Here is a 15,927-nt window from a genome sequence, read left to right as displayed (position 1 = left end):
AACCAGAGCCTCCAAGGGACCAGACGCAGTGTGTCCCAGCATCATGGCAGCACCGGCTGACAGCAGGTGTACCCGTGACCCACAATCAATATCTCGATCACTTGGAGAACGGAGCATGAGGTGACGCTGCCCGCCTGGAACGACCCGGAGCTCAAGGCCGGGACCATGGTTCGCGGAGCACTATGGCTCGTCCAAGTGGTCGGCGAGGGGAACACGTTCAACAAGGAGCAGGTCCGCGAGGCTTTCCCTGGGATCTCGCAAGCTGACCGGCGGATACGAGACCTCCGAGACTACGGCTGGGTCCTCTTCACGAACTCCGACGATGCGACGCTGATGGCCGAGGACCAGCGCTTCGCCAAGGCGGGTGTCCCCGTCTGGGACCCTGCGGAACGCCGTGCCGCGGCACCGCAGAAGGCTATCTCCAGCAAGGAGAAGCAGGCGATCATGGCCCGGGATGAGTACATGTGCACCATTTGCGGCATCTCCGGCGGCGAAGCTTACCTGGACGACTCGAACCAGACAGCCGTGCTCTCCGTGACCCGACGCGCGACTGTACTGCCGGACGGCCGGGAAAAAGCCCTCTTCGTTACAGAATGCAAGCGGTGCCGCGCAGGAAGTGACGGCCAGCCCTCCCGAGCAGATGAAACTGTGGCTGCTATCCGCACTCTTGACTCGGGTGAAAGGCTACGGCTCCTGAGGTGGATCGAGCGCGGACGACGTGGTTCCACGCCACTGGACCGGGCTTGGAACGCCTACCGGCGCCTCCCCGCCGACGCCCGAGATGAGGTGCGGTCAGCTCTGGAAGGCTGACCATCTCCCCCCATCTCCCCGATGCGTGGGAACGTAGGAGGCATGCAGGTTTCGCGTGCCCCAGAACGCCACCGTAGACTTCGCAGTCCATCTGGCACGCCGCCCCAATCAAGTGCCGTCGACAAGATCGACGACTAGGGTGCTACTGCTGGATCTGTGTTCAAGCGGATGCCCGCTGTGATAGTGCGCCGAGGGCAACGGCCCCGGCACCGCGCTGGCCTAGCCCGCGCGCCTGAAAGGAGATCGAATGACGGCGTCAGAGCCCGACAGGCAGCTCGAGGTCGTCGAGATCTGCGCAGGCGCAGGAGGCCAGACCCTTGGGCTGGAGCGGGCGGGTTTTCGCCACCGAGTCGCAGTGGAACTCGATGAGAACGCCGCAATCACGCTGCGCCGAAATCTGCATGAAGTGCTCGGCTACAGCAAGGAAGAGGCGGAAGACACCGTAGCAGTCGGCGACGTTGCGGACCCCAGCACTTGGATGCCCACGGAGTACAAAGACAAGAACATCGACCTGCTCGCCGGCGGTGTGCCGTGCCCGCCGTTCAGCATCGCGGGCAAGCAATTGGGCGCCAATGACGAACGTGATCTCTTCGCCTGGGCAGTCGAACTCTGCGGTGAGATCCAACCGAAGGCACTACTGCTGGAGAACGTGCGAGGGCTCAGCGCCAATCGCTTCACGGCCTATCGGCAGCATGTCCTGGATCGGCTCCACGAGTATGGCTACATCGCCGACTGGAAACTTCTCCACGCCAACGATTTCGGCGTCGCCCAGCTGCGGCCACGGTTTGTGCTGGTTGCTCTCAAGCGCGAGTTCGCAGAGCACTTTGAGTGGCCGACGCCCCACGAGAAGAGGCCGCCCACTGTAGGCGAGCTCCTCGAAGACCTCATGGCGAGCAATGGCTGGGAGGAAGACCAAGTCGCCGAGTGGGTCAAGAAAGCCAATGACATCGCGCCGACCATCGTCGGCGGATCCAAGAAGCACGGTGGCGCTGACCTAGGCCCCACGCGGGCCAAGCGAGCATGGGCAGACCTCGGCGTGGACGCCATGGGTGTGGCCAACGAGGCCCCAGTTGAGGGGTGGCGGGCCCCGGAAGGCGTACCGGGTCCCAAGCTCACAACCGCCATGGTTGCGCGGATCCAGGGCTGGCACGACATCGAACCGCACGCGGACAGCAGCTCAGCCTCGGACAGCGAGTTCCGCTGGAGATTCCACGGACGTAAAACCTCCGTATACAGGCAGATCGGCAACGCCTTCCCTCCGCCGGTTGCCAAGGCGCTCGGGGTGGCCATTCGGAAGGCCATCCGCAAGCAGGGCGGGCGTAAGACCCTCGTAGAGAACACCGACCGCATCCTAGACCCCGTGTACAAGCTGCTCCGCGGTCTTGACCGTCCTCAGACTGTCGACCAGATCATTGAGAAGCTTGCCAAGCAAGGCACTCTCCTTGAGCAGCCAGAGATCGAGCGACGCTTGAACCACCTCGCTCACGACTTTGCGGTGACGATGACTGCGCGTTCCAGCGGAGCCATCGCTTACACCCTTGGCGAGTTCAAAGCGTTCACCGGCCAGGATGGCCATCAGCGGCACGATCTGTTCGCTCTACACCGAGCCAAGATTAGCTAGTACAGAACAGTTGAGGGACGGAGCTAACGCGAGGGTGCAACCTAAGCTGGCGAGCTACTCAGCAAGCCTCGCTATCAAACTGTCCTTCTCGGCCTGACGAAGGGCCTTCGTTTTGTTGATGACCTTCGCTACAAGCTCCGGAACCTTCGTATAGTCAATCCCCAAGTCGCCCAAGGTGTAGAACTGGCTGCCGTCCTCCTCAGACGTCACAACGTTGAAGCCCAACTCGCGGAGTTCCCTCGCGCGTCGCTCTGAATGGGTCTTGTCACCGGTGATGACGCGGAGCCGGTCGCTGTCGACCGGCTTGCCCAGAGCCCGCAGAAGGATCATGAAGAGTAGTTCGTGTATGTTGCTGCCATATGGGACCTTGAGGAACCGCTCCGGGATCCTGTCGGCGTAACGGTTCTTCATCTCTGCCTCGATGCGAGACCGCAGCTCGGCGAACTCCGGGCACTCAGAGGGTAGTTGCGACAGCAGTAAAGCCTGCATGGACTGAGCAAGGTGGCGCTTCGCGAATAGATAGGCGTCGATGAGGTCGTCCGGCGAGGAGTCCTCATTCTCGAAGGCAGACGTAAGCTCGCGCACCGAGTAGGCCGAAGTCAACCTGAGGCTCTTCCATACCTCGTACTGCTCCTCGTTCGCTGCAGGCACGGCAGCATCCTTTCTTGGTCGTGGGAGCGGAGACGGTGACGATAGCTAGCGAGGAAACGGGGCCACGGGCCGGTTTCCCTCCGCCAGCAACTGCATCCCGCAAGTTCGGTCAATGCGTGGGGCGTTGGTTCTCTGCAGCTTGCTCAGAGGCCAGCGCGCTCAGGATTCCGCGATCGGCCGCCGGCAAGGAGCCCAATAGATCAAGGAACCATGGTGCGATCCACGACGAATCCCGATGGATCCATTCCCCGGATGGCAGCACCGTGCCAGGCTTCCAGTCAGGTGCCGGAGCGTCACCGCCCCGTGTAGCCGCAGCGATGTCGACCTGAGGCTCGCCCTCAGTGACTTGCCGTCGCCGCAATTGTGCCGTAACGCCAATCAGCCACCACTGGGCAAGGCAATCCGTCGGCGTCAGCGACTCCATAATGGTGCGTAGAGTCTGGGAAGTAAGTCCAGCGGACCGGTAGGCAGTGATCGGCAGGCCGCCGGGTGGGGCAATTTTTGCAGCCGTGCTTGCTGTGACGACTTTGCCGTCGTCCAAAGCCGGAGCGGTGAACGTCTCGGACACGCGTCGAATCTCCGCATAAGTGTCCTCTGCAAGCTCTGCGTTCAGATACTCGCCAACACCCGCATAGAAGTCCGGTGGAGTCTCAAGGCGCAGCTCGGCCCCGGCACGGCGCTGAATCTCGTCCAGCAATGCAGGCCAGGGACGCTGCATCCCGTTGCTGGTGTCATACCAGTCCTCTTTGAGGTCATTTGACACAAAAAGCACGCGGCGACTCCCCTCCGGGAGCAGCGCAGCCTGTTCAATCACTTCCTCCCATATCAGGAAGTCGCCAGCTGCATTCAGCGGAGTACCCTTGCCGAAGTCCTTGAAGCCCGGCGGGATTTGATTGGGGAAACGGAAAGCCACAGCCTCATCCAATCGTCGCTGTACCAGCTGGTCATCGGGCTGATGGCCAACGCGGTTGCCATAGAGGTCCGCTACCTGCGGCAAGATCGGATCGGCCGTATCGACGTTCACCGGGGTAAGGTCATGCCCGGTTTTCAGCATGTCCAAGTGGGCCTTGAACGCTTCGCGGTACGCAGCGAGATGCTCTTTGACAGCCGCCTCGTTGACCAGTTCATCAAGGGCCTCGATCTCGCCCGGCACTCTCGCGTACTTCTCCAGTTGGGCCCGCACGGTGCCCTTCGCTGCGATGATCGCCTGACACGCTGCTTCTAGTTTTGCGTTGACAGACTTCGTGGCGTCACCGAGGACGCGCTTGCGCGACTCCAGCACGCTACGGCGTCCGCGGACGAACTCAAGACCCACTTGGTACGGCATCCACAAGCTCTGCGAGACCTGACTCAAAGCCGTGAGGACTTCCTCCCGGGACTCTGCCGTGTACTCGTAGAGGCTGAGCAGCACATTGGTGTCCAGAACGATCAGGGCGTCCTGAAAGAAGACCAGGCGTGCAGTGTCCTGCGGCGAGGGCACGGGCTGAAGCCAAGCCTGGAACCGGCGCAACAGTGCTGGGTCCTCCATGGACGCTCTCCCTGAACTCATGCAATCGCAGCCTGAGATCATCCTGACACAGGGACGAGGCGGGGAGCAGAATGGGTATGCCAGCAGAGGAATGCTCGCTCAGCGGAGCATTCCTCACGCCCACTCACCAGCGGCACCAGCACCTAAGCTGCGTGCGCTTCGGCTTCGTAGTGCATCTGAGCTCGGTCGAGAATGTCGTCTGGATCATGGCCTCGGGCGACGGTCCAGTGGAGCAAGTCCGCGATCAGCTCTACTGCCGACTCCTCCAGGCCTGCGCCCAGGCGCGTTCCGGGCAGGGAACCACCGCGAGTGGTCGCCTGGTACATCTCAAGCGTCTCCACGGCTCGCTCAAAACGTCGGCAGCCTCGCCCTGCGCTGATCGGGATCTCACACCAAACCGCCTTGCCCGCCGCGGTGACCATCGTTCCCCATTCGACCGCAAGCGCTGCGAGCAAGTGCAAGCCGCGCCCACACTCCTCATCGCACTCCGACGACCTGAGAGAGGGTGCCACACGGCTCTTGTCATGAACTTCGAACCGTAGCCGGTCCCCCCTCCGCTCGAAGATCAACGTCGCTGGTGCGCCTTCTCCGACATGCTTGAACACATTCGTCGCCAGCTCAGTGACGAGCAGCTCCGCTTCATCGGCTTCCGATGGCATGCCCCACTGGCTCAGCTGCATGGCCGTTGCTCTGCGCAGCAGGGGGACCTCTTCAGGCGCCGCCTCGAACGGCAGTACACAGCGGAGTCGGGGCTCAGTGACTTGCTTGCCAAACATGGCCACACTTCCCTCCCAAGCCACGCACATGCTGCGCCCGCCGTATCCGTACGGCTGCACTGCGTAGCGGTCTGCAACCGAGCATGGCACAGAGAAATCTCACTGTGTAACTTCTCATGAGAATCCATCGGGTGAATCTGATGGTGGGTCTGCTCCAGCCCTGCCTAGCCTGATGGGGATCCCGGGCCTGCCGCCCGGCCGCATGACGAAGGAGCCGCATGCCCGAACGGACCACGACGCGTCGTCGCCAACTCGGCGCAACAATGCGCAAGTTGCGTGCTCGCAAAGGGCTGACCCTTGAGGAGGCCGGGCGGCTCGTCGGCGTCTCCAAAGCGACAGTCAGCAGGTACGAAACCCAGGCCGGGCCGGTCAAATGGATCGTTGTTGATGCACTGTGCCGTGAGTACGGCGCAACCGAAGCCGAGCGCAGCGCAGTAGTCGGGCTGGCGAAGGACGCCAAGCAGCAGGGCTGGTGGAGTTCCTTCGCTGACTCCATCCCGGAGAGCATGAACCTGCTGCTCACTCTGGAGGACGAGGCTGTACGCGAGAGCCACTTCTCGTGCGTCTACGTTCCCGGCATTCTTCAGACACGCTCCTACAGCACAGCACTGCAGACGGCCAACGAAGTGCCACTGGAATCCTCGGAGATCGAGCGGCTGGTCGACATCCGCATGAAGCGGCAGGAGATCCTTACCCGCCCGAACCCACTGCACCTGTGGGCGATCCTCGACGAGTCGGTGATCCGCCGCGTGGTGGGGTCTCCTCAGACCATGCAAGACCAGCTAGACCGCCTGCTTGAAGCGAACGAGTCTCCTCACATCACGCTTCAGATACTGCCATTCTCCAAAGGGGCGCACGCCGCAGCGCTCGGCAGCTTCGTCATCATCGGAGGCACGGAGCCAGCCCTCGACGTCGTCTACGTCGACTTCCACACAGGCTCCCTGTTCCTGGAGAAAGACAAAGAACTGGAGCGATACAGACTTGCGTTCGAGTACCTCAGGGCGCAAGCGTTGGACATCGAGGCCTCCTCTGCCATGATCCATCACGCCCGCAAGGAGCTGTAAATGTCCGCAGGCACTCAGTCCGTCTCGGTGACGAACTGGTTCAAGTCTTCGTATAGCGGCGGCAACACGACGGAGTGCGTTGAGACCGCCTTCGTTTCGAACGGCGTGCTCATACGGGACTCCAAGCGCCCGGAGTTCTCGCATCTCGTCGTCTCGGCCACGGCATGGACCACTTTCCTGGACGGCACGCGTCGTTCTGATCGCTGATCCCGTAATTGTGAACCCAGCCTGCGGCGTAGGCCGGCGTCGTGCCGGTGCACCGCTACCCTGCCTCCATGATTCGCGCCGTGGTCTTCGATGTCGGTGAGTGTCTTGTGGACGAGACCCGTGAGTACGGAACTTGGTCCGACTGGCTAGGCGTGCCGAGGCACACCTTCCATGCGATGTTCGGGGCCGTCATCGCTCAAGGGCGCGATTATCGCGAAGCGTTCCAGGAGTTCCGGCCCGGCTTCGACCTATACGCAGAGCGCGAGAAGCGGGCAGCGGCCGGCCAGCCCGAGACCTTCGGCGAGAAGGATCTGTATGCAGACGTCCGGCCGACCCTCGCCGAGCTCCGGACCGCCGGACTGTGGCTTGGCATCGCGGGCAACCAGACTGTACGGGCGGGGAGGATCCTGCGGACGCTGTTCGCCGACGATGTTGACCTGATTGGCACGTCGGATGACTGGAACGCGGGCAAACCCGAGCCCGGGTTCTTCAAGCGGGTTGCTGAAGCCGTGCCGTTCGCTGCTCACGAGATCCTCTACGTCGGCGATCGCTGCGGCAACGACATCCGTCCAGCCGCCCAGGCGGGAATGCACACCGCGCTGGTACGTCGCGGTCCCTGGGCCACGATCCAGTGGAACAGCGCCACAGCCACTGAGCTACCGACCTTCCGTATCGAGAGCCTGCTCGAACTGGCTCATAACATCAGCCAGTTCAACGGCTGCACGCGCTGACACCCATGGACCGGCGTCACTGGGGCTGTCTGGTTCTTCTGAGCTCAAGAACCAGTTCCGGGCTCCCGACTACCAAGGCCACCCCGAGCAACTTGGCAAGTTCTGGCAAGCACCTGTCCCCCACGCGCGGCTCGGCAGCAAACTCAGGCACACGGATCATCACCCACGACGGAGGTGGACCTCATGGCCCTGCGCAAGCTCGGCAAGGACCCGGAGAGTCCGAGTGGTGGCTCTCCCACTGTGTACCTGGACGAGGGGAAGGACACGTATCTCGTGCAGGGCTGGAAGGTACTTGACGACGAACGACTGGGTCAGATGGACATCCCCGGCCACGAATCCGTGGTGGAGATCCCCCGCCGAATGGTCCAGTTCTTCTTGGAGGTACAGCGTGACGACCGTTCCGACGTTTGAGGAGCTGTTCCGCGACTGCCGTGGGTCGGCGGTGCACCTGGAGATGCGCGACTCCTACATGAAGTCGGATCCGGCCTACATCGACTGGACCGTCGGTGTCACGATCGACCCTGCGCAGAGGTGGGCCGACTGGCTCAACCTGGTGGCCGAGGCGACCGGGCGGGGCGTTAAGGTCCGTCGCGCGCGCATCGTGTCCGAGCCGGTGAGCAACTACATCCGGTTCGAGCATGAAGTGACCGACGGCCTGAACATAGCTGCGGGCGAAGAGGTGCGCTGGCTGCCTCGGCAACGGGCCACCGGGATCGCCTTGCCGGGAAACGACTTCTGGCTGTTCGACTCGTCCTTGTTGCTGGTCAATCACTTCGACGGCGAGGGCGAGTGGCTGGAACCGTCCATCAGCACAGACCCCCGGGAAATCAAGCTGTGCGACAGCGCCTTTGAAGCCGTCTGGGAAATGAGCGTCCCACACGCCGACTACCAGATCGCTTGATCAGCAGAGGTAGAGTACAGCGCCAAGACCATGTCGTCCCCATCTTCCAGCGTTCAGGCAGCCCGCAAGGCACTCGGCCAACGCCTGCGCGAGATCCGGTTCGATGCCGGGTTGAGTGCGAGAGCGTTGGCCGCACTTGCGGGATGGCATGAATCCAAGTGCTCCCGGTACGAGAGCGGGGCCCGCAGCCCCTCCGAGGCAGATCTTCGCGCATGGGCCCTCCACTGCGGTGTGCCACACCTTGCCGACGATCTCGTGACGACAGCACGCGGCATCGACGGCATGTACGTGGAGTGGCGGCGGATGGAGCGCTCCGGCCTGCGGCAGGCGCAGGAATCGGTGGTCCCGCTGTGGGAACGCACGCGGCGCTTCCGCATCTACTCGTCCTGGCTTATCCCAGGGCCTGTGCAGACGGCTCCCTACATCGAGGCCCTGCTGAGATCGATCCGCGATCGCCGGCAATTGGTCGACGACGTCGAAGAAGCCGTACGCGTCCGCATCTCTAAGCAGCACGTCGTCCATGAAGGCAACCACAGCTTCGCGATCGTGCTCGAGGAGGCAGCCCTGCGCTACCGCATTGGTGGACCCGAGGTCATGGCAGGACAGCTCGGCCACCTGCTCACCGCTGCCGCCCTCCCGTCGGTTTCCCTCGGGATCATCCCGCTGACGGCTGACCGTTCTCATATATGGCCTGTGGAGGGGTTCTTCCTGTACGACGCTGACGTAGCCAACGTTGAATTGGTGTCAGCACACTTGACGGTTACGCAGACCCACGAGATCAACCTGTACGCGCAGACCTTCGCAGCGCTCTCGGAGTTAGCCGTGCACGGATCCAAGGCCCGTGAGCTGATCACTGCGGCCATCGACTCTCTCGGGTGATTCCGGGCAAGTTCTGGCACGTTCGTTGAGGCTGCATACGGCTGCTTTCTAGCGTGATTCGCACGACGGGCCAGGTGATCCAAACTCACCCCGCGCGTCCACGACATGCGAAGCCGGAGGTGTCCCCGTGTACGCAGCCCCCGATGTGGGTGAACTCGTCTACGACACGACTCAAGACCGTGTCGGCGAGGTAATGGACTACCAAGGGGGACGTGCCGTGCTGCGCCCCTCGGGCGGTGGTATCGAATGGGAAGCTGCTCCACAAGAGCTGCGCCCCGCCGACGCCTACGATCGCTTGCGAGCACGCGTGAACGAGCTGAACGCGCGTCGGTTCTGATGGCCGTACGTACGGTGTGGCGGTTCGTGACCTACGCCATCAGCCACGTAGCCGAAGCCGGCGTGACGTGGGAAATCCACTGCGCCACATATGGCTGCGATGAGTCTCACGTCGCTGACAGGGACGATGAGTGCGCCGAGTGGGCAATGCGGCACGCGGCAGCCAAGGCCGGTCATGACCTGTTCCGTCGTACGTGCAGCGATCACGCTCGCGTCGCCGCACCGGCCTGAGCCCCGCACCACGCGGCCGGCTTCTAGTTCACGCATAAGGCGGGATGCAGCCGACGGTGCTGCGTGACTCGAGTCGCCATGTCATACGGCGGGATGTAAAACCCCTCTCCCCGAGCACAACAGGCGTTCGGCTCACAGGGAGAGGTCTACCCGAAGTTCCTCCCACAGTGAGGTGAAGCTGTGCAGTACGCAACCCCATCGCGTCCCGGGCAACAGCCGGGCACGAACCCGTCCATGAGCGACGCCAGGCCGCAGGGAGCCAAACGATGACGGCATCACCGGTCGTCACGGCGACACGCAGCGGTCGCTCTCTCGTGACCGACGCCGAATTCGACATGCTCGCCGCCTTCTGCGCCGCCGAGTACGGCCTCGAACGCTGCGTCGCCGACCGTGTCGTCGATCAGGCACTCGCCCTCGTCCATGTCATGGGCTCCACCGGCGAGGGTGCAGCCATGGCGCCTTCCGAGCTGGTTGACCCAGGCTGGCACACGCTGATCCTGCACACGGGCTGGTACGCGGAGTGGTGCGAGAGGGAGTTCGGCTACTTCCTGCACCACCAGCCGAACTCCAAGGTCCGTACGCGCGGCCTGATGGTCGATGTCGTGGGGAAGGTCAGGGCGGCCGGATTCGAGGTGGACGAACGGCTCTGGGGCACCGCCGCCGACTGCAATCCGCCTTCCTGCTGCGGTGACGGCCCCTGCTGCTAGGCAGCACTCTCCCTCAACCACACATTGGGCAGGGCGGGTTGGTGTGTCTCGGGTCCAAATCCCGGCCCCTGTCCCCCCGTGCGAGAACGGACTCACCCCGTGCCCCTCACCGAGCTGACCACGACCAGCCGCGTGACCGTCTTCCCACTCGAAGCCCTGACCGTCGCCTACACCACCCAGTCCAGCGATCGGCGCGCTCTGGGTGACATCGGGCTTGTCGCCGTCGTCGACGAGCTCAGCGAGGGGGAGGAGTTGTGGCGCCTGGCCCATGACCTGGGCGGGCGTACCGTCGGCGAGGACCAGGCCCGGTGGATCCTCACCCAGGCCGGCCGCGCCCGCATGGTCAATACGTACGCCAACCTGCCCGACGAGACATGGACGGCGCATGTCCGCCGCCGCTTCGAACTCGACGCCCTCTTCGCCAACCACGACATCCTGCTGACCGGCAGGATCGCCCTGTCAGGGCCAGGGGCAGGGTCGGCTGTCGAGAAGACGGCCGGGAGGGAAAAGCCGTGACCGGGACCATATGAGCCGGTCTCCACAGGGGTGGACATCACCGATTCCGACAAACTCGACCTTCGCGACGCGCCGTTCGATGCACCGCGCCATGCTCTGCTCGCTATGGGGACACCGCCGACTCCGTGATCGGCAAGGCTTTGCGTTTCCGGAGTGACCCCAATAGGCGGCGACAGCCTCCGGCCCTTGGCTGCGCCTGCGTGGGGTCCCCGGAGGGCCGGAAAGAGCCAGAAAGCCGTCGCTCGGGGTGGCGGGTCCTGAACGGGTGTCAGCCGCCGTGCTACGACGCCGGGCTGATTGGGCCTCACACCTCTGTGGCCCATATGGCAGCCCCAATGAGCGCCACGACGCATATCGGATTAGCCTCCCAAATGAGCGCAATGTGGATCTTTAGGTGTGCGCTCTCGACCCAAGGAGGACAAAATGCGCAAGCTTCAGAAGGCCGCTGTCGCGGCCGCGATGGTCGGGACCCTCAGCCTCATAGCCACCGGCACCGCCTCCGCTCAGCCTGCCTACGACGGTCATGGTTGTAAGTCTCACGACCAGAACATCAACCTGCTCAACAACATCGGGATTGCCAACGGCTTGGCAGGCAACCTGCTGAACGGCGAGGGATCTCCGGGCGGGCAGCACAACCACGTCGGCTCCAGCTGCGGACACCACTGATCGACAGGGGTCGTGTTACGTAGCTCGCTGATACGAGTCTCGGCGCCCGGGCGGCCTCCGCTCGGGCGCTGCGGCCTGTCTTCGATACCAAAGTTGCAGGTGCCGTAGACCGACGGCCGATGACACGGTCTGTGGCCTGCCTCCAGACTCGGCACAGCACGGGGCCGGGCAGCGCCCGCGGTCGGGACGGGTCTCGTCCATGAGAGCAGAAGCGTAGGTGTGGGGGATGTGAGGGGTACGGGGGATCTTTCGAAGAAGGGCGGTCCGTCGGTCGGCGGACCTGAGCGGGATGCCGTCGTGATCGCCGAATCGGCCTGGCTTCTCACTCTCTTCTGTGTGGGGTGCGGGGCCGTGGTCGGGTGGTTGGTCACTCTTCTGGCGAAGTGGCTCGTGAGGTTGGCTTGGGCGCCCCTCCAGGGGCCGGCCGAGCTGCTGACGTCCGTTCCGGAGCCGTGGCTCGGCATCGGGGGCGTTGGGGTGGGGGCGCTGGTGGGGCTGGTGGTGGGGTTCGTCGCCGTGCATGAGTCGTTGGCGGTGAGTGTCTCCGCCGGTCGTGTGGTCCTCAGTGTCACGGACTCTTCCCAGGAGTTCGGGCGGGATGAGATCGCCCTGGTGGTGCGGGACGGTAAGCAGCTCGTGCTGCTCGGGGCGGGCGGTATGGAGATCGCTCGGGAGGAGTGCGGGCTGTCCTGGCAGCGGGTGGCCCATGCCTTCGTCGAGCACGGTTACCGGTGGGCCGCTGAGGATCCGCATCGGGAGGAGTTCCGGCGCTGGGTTCCGGGGATGCCCGGGCTGCCCGAGGGGGCGGACGCACTGCTCAGGGCCCGGGCGACTGCGCGGGACAAGGACGAGGGCGCCGACGACGCCCGGGAGCTGCGCGGGGAGCTGCTGCGGCTCGGCGTGGTCGTACGGGACGAGAAGCGGCGGCAGTACTGGCGTATGCCCCAGGCATCTCAGACACCTCAGACACCTCGCACGTCTCAACAGCCCTGAAGCACCGACGCATCTGGGCCCGCCGGGCCTGGGCTGGGCGGCGGCTGGGAGTATTGCGCGGACACAGAGGAAGAAGGGGGATGAGCATGATCGTGCTCGTCTTGGTCGGCGTTCTCCTGCTCGCCGTCATGGGGTGCGTGTGTGTCGTTTGGGCGTCTCGGGGCGGACCAAGGTGGGTTCGTGGGGTGGCCGTTGTGACCCTGGGACTGGGCGAGGTGGTGCGGGTGTTGGGGCGTTCCGGACGTGGATCGAGGTCCGGCTCGAACTCCGGCTCGGACGACTGACGCCGTACGGCCGCGAGGCGTGCGCGGGCCGCGCCAACGTGGGTGACGGTCGGCGCGGCCCGCGCGAGGTCAGCCGGTCGTTCTCGTTCCTGTCGACGGCGGGCCGGAGGTCGCCGCCTCCCCCTTGCCCTCCGTCAGGAGCCACTCGCGGTGCAGGGCCCCCAGCGGGATCTTCTTCTGGATGATGGGCGTGCCGAATATGGTCAGTTGCAGCTGGAGGGAGCCGGTGAGGTCCACGCCGCCGTAGAGGGCGTAGGTGCCGGTGACCGAACCCGTGCCGTCGGAGGAGCCCTCCGCCGATGCCTCGGCGTGGGCGCGGACGTACGGGGCCAGGTCGGCGGTGACGCCCACGGTGCCGTAGAGGCCCACGGTGGCCTCGGCGCCGAGCGCGGCCTTGACGTCGCCGGCCGCGGTGACCGTGGCCTTGAGGGGCTCGCCCGTCATCTCGGACTCGCTGACCGGGGTCCAGCCCTCGGCCCAGGAGAAGGTGCCGCCGACGCGGAAGTCGCCCTTGATGTCCTGTTCGACGTCGACGGTGACTCGGCCGTCCGCGTTCACCTGGATGTAGCAGGTGAGGTCCAGGTTGACGACCACGGGGATCGGGCCGACCTGGATCACCGGGTCGGAGTGGAGCTCGGCGAAGGGGATGCGGATCGGCTGCCCGTTCGTCGAGCCGGCCGCGCGGCCCTTCAGGGACCACTTCGAGGCCCAGTCACCCGACAGGCCCAGGAAGGCGCCGCCGGGCGAGGCACCCGTGCCGTCGCCGGAACCGTCGTACGAGAACGCGACCTCCGGCGCGAGCTGCACGAAGCCCTCCACGGAGGCCGCCGCCGACGCCGGGGCGCCCTCGGCCGTGGCGACCGCCGCACCCACGTCGATACGGAGGCTGCCCAGCGGGAGTTTCGCGCCCTCGGGGCCAAAGTGGAGGTTGCCGGTCTTCGCCCAGGAGACCTTCACGCCCTTCAGGAGGGGCTCGACCTCCATGGCCGACGGGTCCACCGGGACCGTGCCCTTGGCCTTGCTCTCACCGAGCACGGAGTTGAGCTTCGCCGGTTCCGTGTCGACCGTCGTGTCGCCGTCCTCCGTGGCGCCCACGACCTGCGTGACCTCGGCCAGCACGCCGTCGGGGGCGCCGGGGGCGGGTGCGCTGGCGATGAAGTCGCCGACGGATACCGGGGGTTGGGCGGAGGCAGAAGTGGAGGCGGAGGGGCTGGTCGAGGGCGTCGCGGGCGAGGTGGGCGAAGGGCTGGTACCGGCCGGCGGGGCGGCGGGCGGCTTCGCCACGGACGGCGACGAGATGACGGCGCGTCCGGACTTCCTGTCGTACGAGGCGACCTTGAGGGACGACTTCTTGGCCGTGCCTCCCTCACCTCCGTCGCCGACGGCGGTGGGAGTGGCCGTTCCGGACGGGGCCGACACGACGGCGAGTTGTTCCTGGACCGCGGCCGGGTCGGGGGTCTCGGCCGCCGCCCTGTTCGCCGGGTCGGTGCTGGTCGGGGAGGTGGACGAGCAGCCCGTGATGAGTACGGCCGCGATGGTGGCAGCCGTCAGTAAGGCATGCCTCTTGAGCTTGGGTCTGTGCACGCGTGTTCCTCGGGAGCGGGGTATGGGGGTGCGCTTCGGGAGGTGACACATGGGGAGCGGGCACGCCGGTCATCCAGGCGTGCCCGTACGGCCGTTGCTGCACTGTGCGCAGACGGCGGTTACCCCCCAGTAGTCACGCATGAGCATGCCAGCACCGCGGGGGCAGCACCCGCTTTCTTCTGCCGGGGGTGGCGGTGACGTGGGTCACAGCCGACTGCTGGTCAGTTGCCGCAGTCGTCGCCGGGGTACCAGGCGCCTCCGCCTCAGGCTCAGGCTCCGGCCCGGGGGGCGGGTCCGGCTTCGGCTTCGGCTCATCCGAATACGGCGCCTCATGGCCCAACACCTCCGGCTGCCCCCTCCCCCTCCCCTCGGCTGTGCGCCGGTAATTGGTTTGTCCCGCGAAACCGGCCCGTCCTACAGTGAGTTCACTTCGAAGAGACGTTCCCCTGGAAGCAAGCCGCAGAGCGGGAACGTCCCACCTCACTGAGCCACACCGAGCTCACCCAGCTCACCGAGGTGCCGAAGGGGCGGCAGTCGTCTTTGTCGACCCCTCTTTCGGAGGCCCCTTCATGAACGTCGGTACGAACGTGGGCATCGGTCTGCCCATCGGCGACCCGGCCGCCCTGCTCACCTGGGCCCGGCGCGCGGATGCCGGTCCCTTCAGCACGGTCGGTCTGCTCGACCGGCTCGTCTACGACAACCCCGAACCGCTGGTCGCGCTGGCCGTGCTCGCCGGCGCCACCACGCGCGTCCGCGTCCAGACCGAGGTACTGCTCGCCCCGCTGCGCGACACCGCCCTGCTGGCCAAGCAGGCCGCCACCCTGGACCGGATGACCGACGGGCGGCTCGTCCTCGGCCTGGGCATCGGCGGCCGGGAGGACGACCACCGCGCCACCGGCACCGACCTGCGCACCCGGGGCCGGCGGCTGGACCAGCAGCTGGCGACGATGTGCCGCCTGTGGCACGGCGATCCCTACGGCGACGGCGTCGGCCCGATCGGCCCGGTGCCCGCCCGCCTCGGCGGCCCGGAGCTGCTCTTCGGCGGCTTCAAGCCGGCCGCCCTCGAACGCGTCGCCCGCTGGGGCAGCGGCTTCCTCGCCGCTGCAGCGCCCTCCTGGGCGGGCGGCCTGTTCGACACCGTCCGCGGGTTCTGGAAGGAGTACGGCCGCGACGGTGAGCCCCGGCTCGTCGCTCAGGTCAACGTCGCGCTCGGCCCACCGGAGGTGCTCGACGACGCCCGCGCCCGCATGCACGCGTACTACGCCTTCACCGGCATGCCCGACCGCATGGTCGACGGCCTCCTCACCACGCCCGCCGATATCCGCGCCGCACTCACGGCCTTCGCCGACCTGGGCGCCGACGAGGTCATGCTCTACTGCTACGGCCTCGACCCGGACCAGGTGGACCGTCTGGCGGATGTGCTGTGATCCCGGATCTGTGAC

The 15,927-nt window shown here is 65.4% G+C and carries 19 protein-coding genes; 15 read left to right on the top strand and 4 right to left on the bottom strand.

Going from position 1 to position 15,927, the window contains the following annotated elements; translation table 11 throughout:
- Positions 1-120 precede the first annotated feature (120 nt).
- Entirely contained in the window at positions 121-810 is a 690-nt protein-coding gene (locus ACZ7L5_RS25470) for a hypothetical protein (protein WP_471519034.1), read from the top strand.
- A gap of 247 nt (positions 811-1,057) precedes the next feature.
- Entirely contained in the window at positions 1,058-2,431 is a 1,374-nt protein-coding gene (locus ACZ7L5_RS25465; protein WP_471519032.1) for a DNA cytosine methyltransferase, read from the top strand.
- A 54-nt stretch (positions 2,432-2,485) separates the two neighbouring features.
- On the opposite strand, the gene ACZ7L5_RS25460 is transcribed toward ACZ7L5_RS25465, so the two are convergent.
- From ACZ7L5_RS25460 to ACZ7L5_RS25450, 3 genes are all read right to left on the bottom strand, one after another.
- A complete protein-coding gene (locus ACZ7L5_RS25460) occupies positions 2,486-3,082 on the bottom strand; it encodes a hypothetical protein (RefSeq protein WP_471519030.1) in 597 nt (198 codons plus the stop codon).
- A gap of 109 nt (positions 3,083-3,191) precedes the next feature.
- A complete protein-coding gene (locus tag ACZ7L5_RS25455) occupies positions 3,192-4,610 on the bottom strand; it encodes a PIN-like domain-containing protein (RefSeq protein WP_471519028.1) in 1,419 nt (472 codons plus the stop codon).
- A 143-nt stretch (positions 4,611-4,753) separates the two neighbouring features.
- Positions 4,754-5,386 (bottom strand): ATP-binding protein, encoded by a 633-nt coding sequence (locus ACZ7L5_RS25450; RefSeq protein WP_471519026.1) that lies wholly within the window; start codon positions 5,384-5,386, stop codon positions 4,754-4,756.
- A gap of 218 nt (positions 5,387-5,604) precedes the next feature.
- Between ACZ7L5_RS25450 and ACZ7L5_RS25445 the strand changes: the two genes are divergently transcribed.
- The 12 genes from ACZ7L5_RS25445 (at position 5,605) to ACZ7L5_RS25390 (ending at position 12,617) form a co-directional block, all read left to right on the top strand.
- Entirely contained in the window at positions 5,605-6,450 is an 846-nt protein-coding gene (locus tag ACZ7L5_RS25445) for a helix-turn-helix domain-containing protein (protein ID WP_471519024.1), read from the top strand.
- Positions 6,451-6,657 carry a DUF397 domain-containing protein gene (locus tag ACZ7L5_RS25440; protein ID WP_471519022.1) on the top strand — a complete coding sequence of 69 codons (207 nt, stop codon included), beginning with the start codon at positions 6,451-6,453 and terminating at the stop codon, positions 6,655-6,657.
- Between the two features lie 68 nt (positions 6,658-6,725).
- Entirely contained in the window at positions 6,726-7,388 is a 663-nt protein-coding gene (locus ACZ7L5_RS25435) for an HAD family hydrolase (RefSeq protein WP_471519020.1), read from the top strand.
- A gap of 183 nt (positions 7,389-7,571) precedes the next feature.
- Positions 7,572-7,799: a hypothetical protein gene (locus ACZ7L5_RS25430; protein ID WP_467484317.1), complete on the top strand. Its 228-nt coding sequence runs from the start codon at positions 7,572-7,574 to the stop codon at positions 7,797-7,799.
- Entirely contained in the window at positions 7,777-8,289 is a 513-nt protein-coding gene (locus ACZ7L5_RS25425; RefSeq protein ID WP_467484315.1) for a DUF6879 family protein, read from the top strand. The genes ACZ7L5_RS25430 and ACZ7L5_RS25425 overlap by 23 nt, the downstream gene beginning before the upstream one ends.
- Before the next feature lie 30 nt (positions 8,290-8,319).
- The gene (locus tag ACZ7L5_RS25420; protein ID WP_471519018.1) at positions 8,320-9,168 is read left to right on the top strand and encodes a DUF5753 domain-containing protein; all 849 of its coding nucleotides are present in this window, start codon (positions 8,320-8,322) and stop codon (positions 9,166-9,168) included.
- A gap of 127 nt (positions 9,169-9,295) precedes the next feature.
- Positions 9,296-9,505 carry a hypothetical protein gene (locus tag ACZ7L5_RS25415; RefSeq protein ID WP_471016029.1) on the top strand — a complete coding sequence of 70 codons (210 nt, stop codon included), beginning with the start codon at positions 9,296-9,298 and terminating at the stop codon, positions 9,503-9,505.
- Entirely contained in the window at positions 9,415-9,735 is a 321-nt protein-coding gene (locus ACZ7L5_RS25410; RefSeq protein ID WP_471519016.1) for a DUF7848 domain-containing protein, read from the top strand. The genes ACZ7L5_RS25415 and ACZ7L5_RS25410 overlap by 91 nt, the downstream gene beginning before the upstream one ends.
- A 266-nt stretch (positions 9,736-10,001) precedes the next feature.
- Entirely contained in the window at positions 10,002-10,442 is a 441-nt protein-coding gene (locus ACZ7L5_RS25405) for a glycine-rich domain-containing protein (protein WP_471519014.1), read from the top strand.
- A gap of 99 nt (positions 10,443-10,541) precedes the next feature.
- Entirely contained in the window at positions 10,542-10,958 is a 417-nt protein-coding gene (locus tag ACZ7L5_RS25400; RefSeq protein WP_471519012.1) for a hypothetical protein, read from the top strand.
- Positions 10,959-11,381: 423 nt separating this feature from the next.
- Complete coding sequence (locus ACZ7L5_RS25395; RefSeq protein WP_383608849.1) at positions 11,382-11,624, top strand: hypothetical protein; 243 nt, start codon at positions 11,382-11,384, stop codon at positions 11,622-11,624.
- Between the two features lie 219 nt (positions 11,625-11,843).
- Positions 11,844-12,617, top strand: coding sequence for a YqeB family protein (locus ACZ7L5_RS25390; protein ID WP_471519010.1), 774 nt, complete (start codon positions 11,844-11,846; stop codon positions 12,615-12,617).
- 353 nt (positions 12,618-12,970) lie between these two features.
- Here ACZ7L5_RS25390 and ACZ7L5_RS25385 read toward each other — a convergent pair whose 3' ends face one another.
- Entirely contained in the window at positions 12,971-14,485 is a 1,515-nt protein-coding gene (locus tag ACZ7L5_RS25385) for a hypothetical protein (protein WP_471519008.1), read from the bottom strand.
- A 569-nt stretch (positions 14,486-15,054) separates the two neighbouring features.
- Here ACZ7L5_RS25385 and ACZ7L5_RS25380 point away from each other — a divergent pair.
- On the top strand, positions 15,055-15,912 hold the full coding sequence (locus tag ACZ7L5_RS25380) for an LLM class flavin-dependent oxidoreductase (protein WP_471519006.1): 858 nt from the start codon (positions 15,055-15,057) through the stop codon (positions 15,910-15,912).
- The last annotated feature ends 15 nt before the right edge of the window (positions 15,913-15,927 follow it).

The sequence above is a fragment of the Streptomyces sp. NPDC107528 genome (genome assembly GCF_055639295.1).
This window is presented reverse-complemented; position numbering and strand designations above follow the sequence as displayed.

Coding starts and splice junctions, on each gene's coding strand:
- ACZ7L5_RS25410 (WP_471519016.1), top strand. CDS start 9,415: ATGGGAAGCTGCTCCACAAGAGCTGCGCCCCGCCGACGCCTACGATCG.
- ACZ7L5_RS25450 (WP_471519026.1), bottom strand. CDS start 5,386: ATGTTTGGCAAGCAAGTCACTGAGCCCCGACTCCGCTGTGTACTGCCG.
- ACZ7L5_RS25455 (WP_471519028.1), bottom strand. CDS start 4,610: ATGGAGGACCCAGCACTGTTGCGCCGGTTCCAGGCTTGGCTTCAGCCC.
- ACZ7L5_RS25440 (WP_471519022.1), top strand. CDS start 6,451: ATGTCCGCAGGCACTCAGTCCGTCTCGGTGACGAACTGGTTCAAGTCT.
- ACZ7L5_RS25405 (WP_471519014.1), top strand. CDS start 10,002: ATGACGGCATCACCGGTCGTCACGGCGACACGCAGCGGTCGCTCTCTC.
- ACZ7L5_RS25380 (WP_471519006.1), top strand. CDS start 15,055: ATGAACGTCGGTACGAACGTGGGCATCGGTCTGCCCATCGGCGACCCG.
- ACZ7L5_RS25435 (WP_471519020.1), top strand. CDS start 6,726: ATGATTCGCGCCGTGGTCTTCGATGTCGGTGAGTGTCTTGTGGACGAG.
- ACZ7L5_RS25420 (WP_471519018.1), top strand. CDS start 8,320: ATGTCGTCCCCATCTTCCAGCGTTCAGGCAGCCCGCAAGGCACTCGGC.
- ACZ7L5_RS25445 (WP_471519024.1), top strand. CDS start 5,605: ATGCCCGAACGGACCACGACGCGTCGTCGCCAACTCGGCGCAACAATG.
- ACZ7L5_RS25430 (WP_467484317.1), top strand. CDS start 7,572: ATGGCCCTGCGCAAGCTCGGCAAGGACCCGGAGAGTCCGAGTGGTGGC.
- ACZ7L5_RS25395 (WP_383608849.1), top strand. CDS start 11,382: ATGCGCAAGCTTCAGAAGGCCGCTGTCGCGGCCGCGATGGTCGGGACC.
- ACZ7L5_RS25465 (WP_471519032.1), top strand. CDS start 1,058: ATGACGGCGTCAGAGCCCGACAGGCAGCTCGAGGTCGTCGAGATCTGC.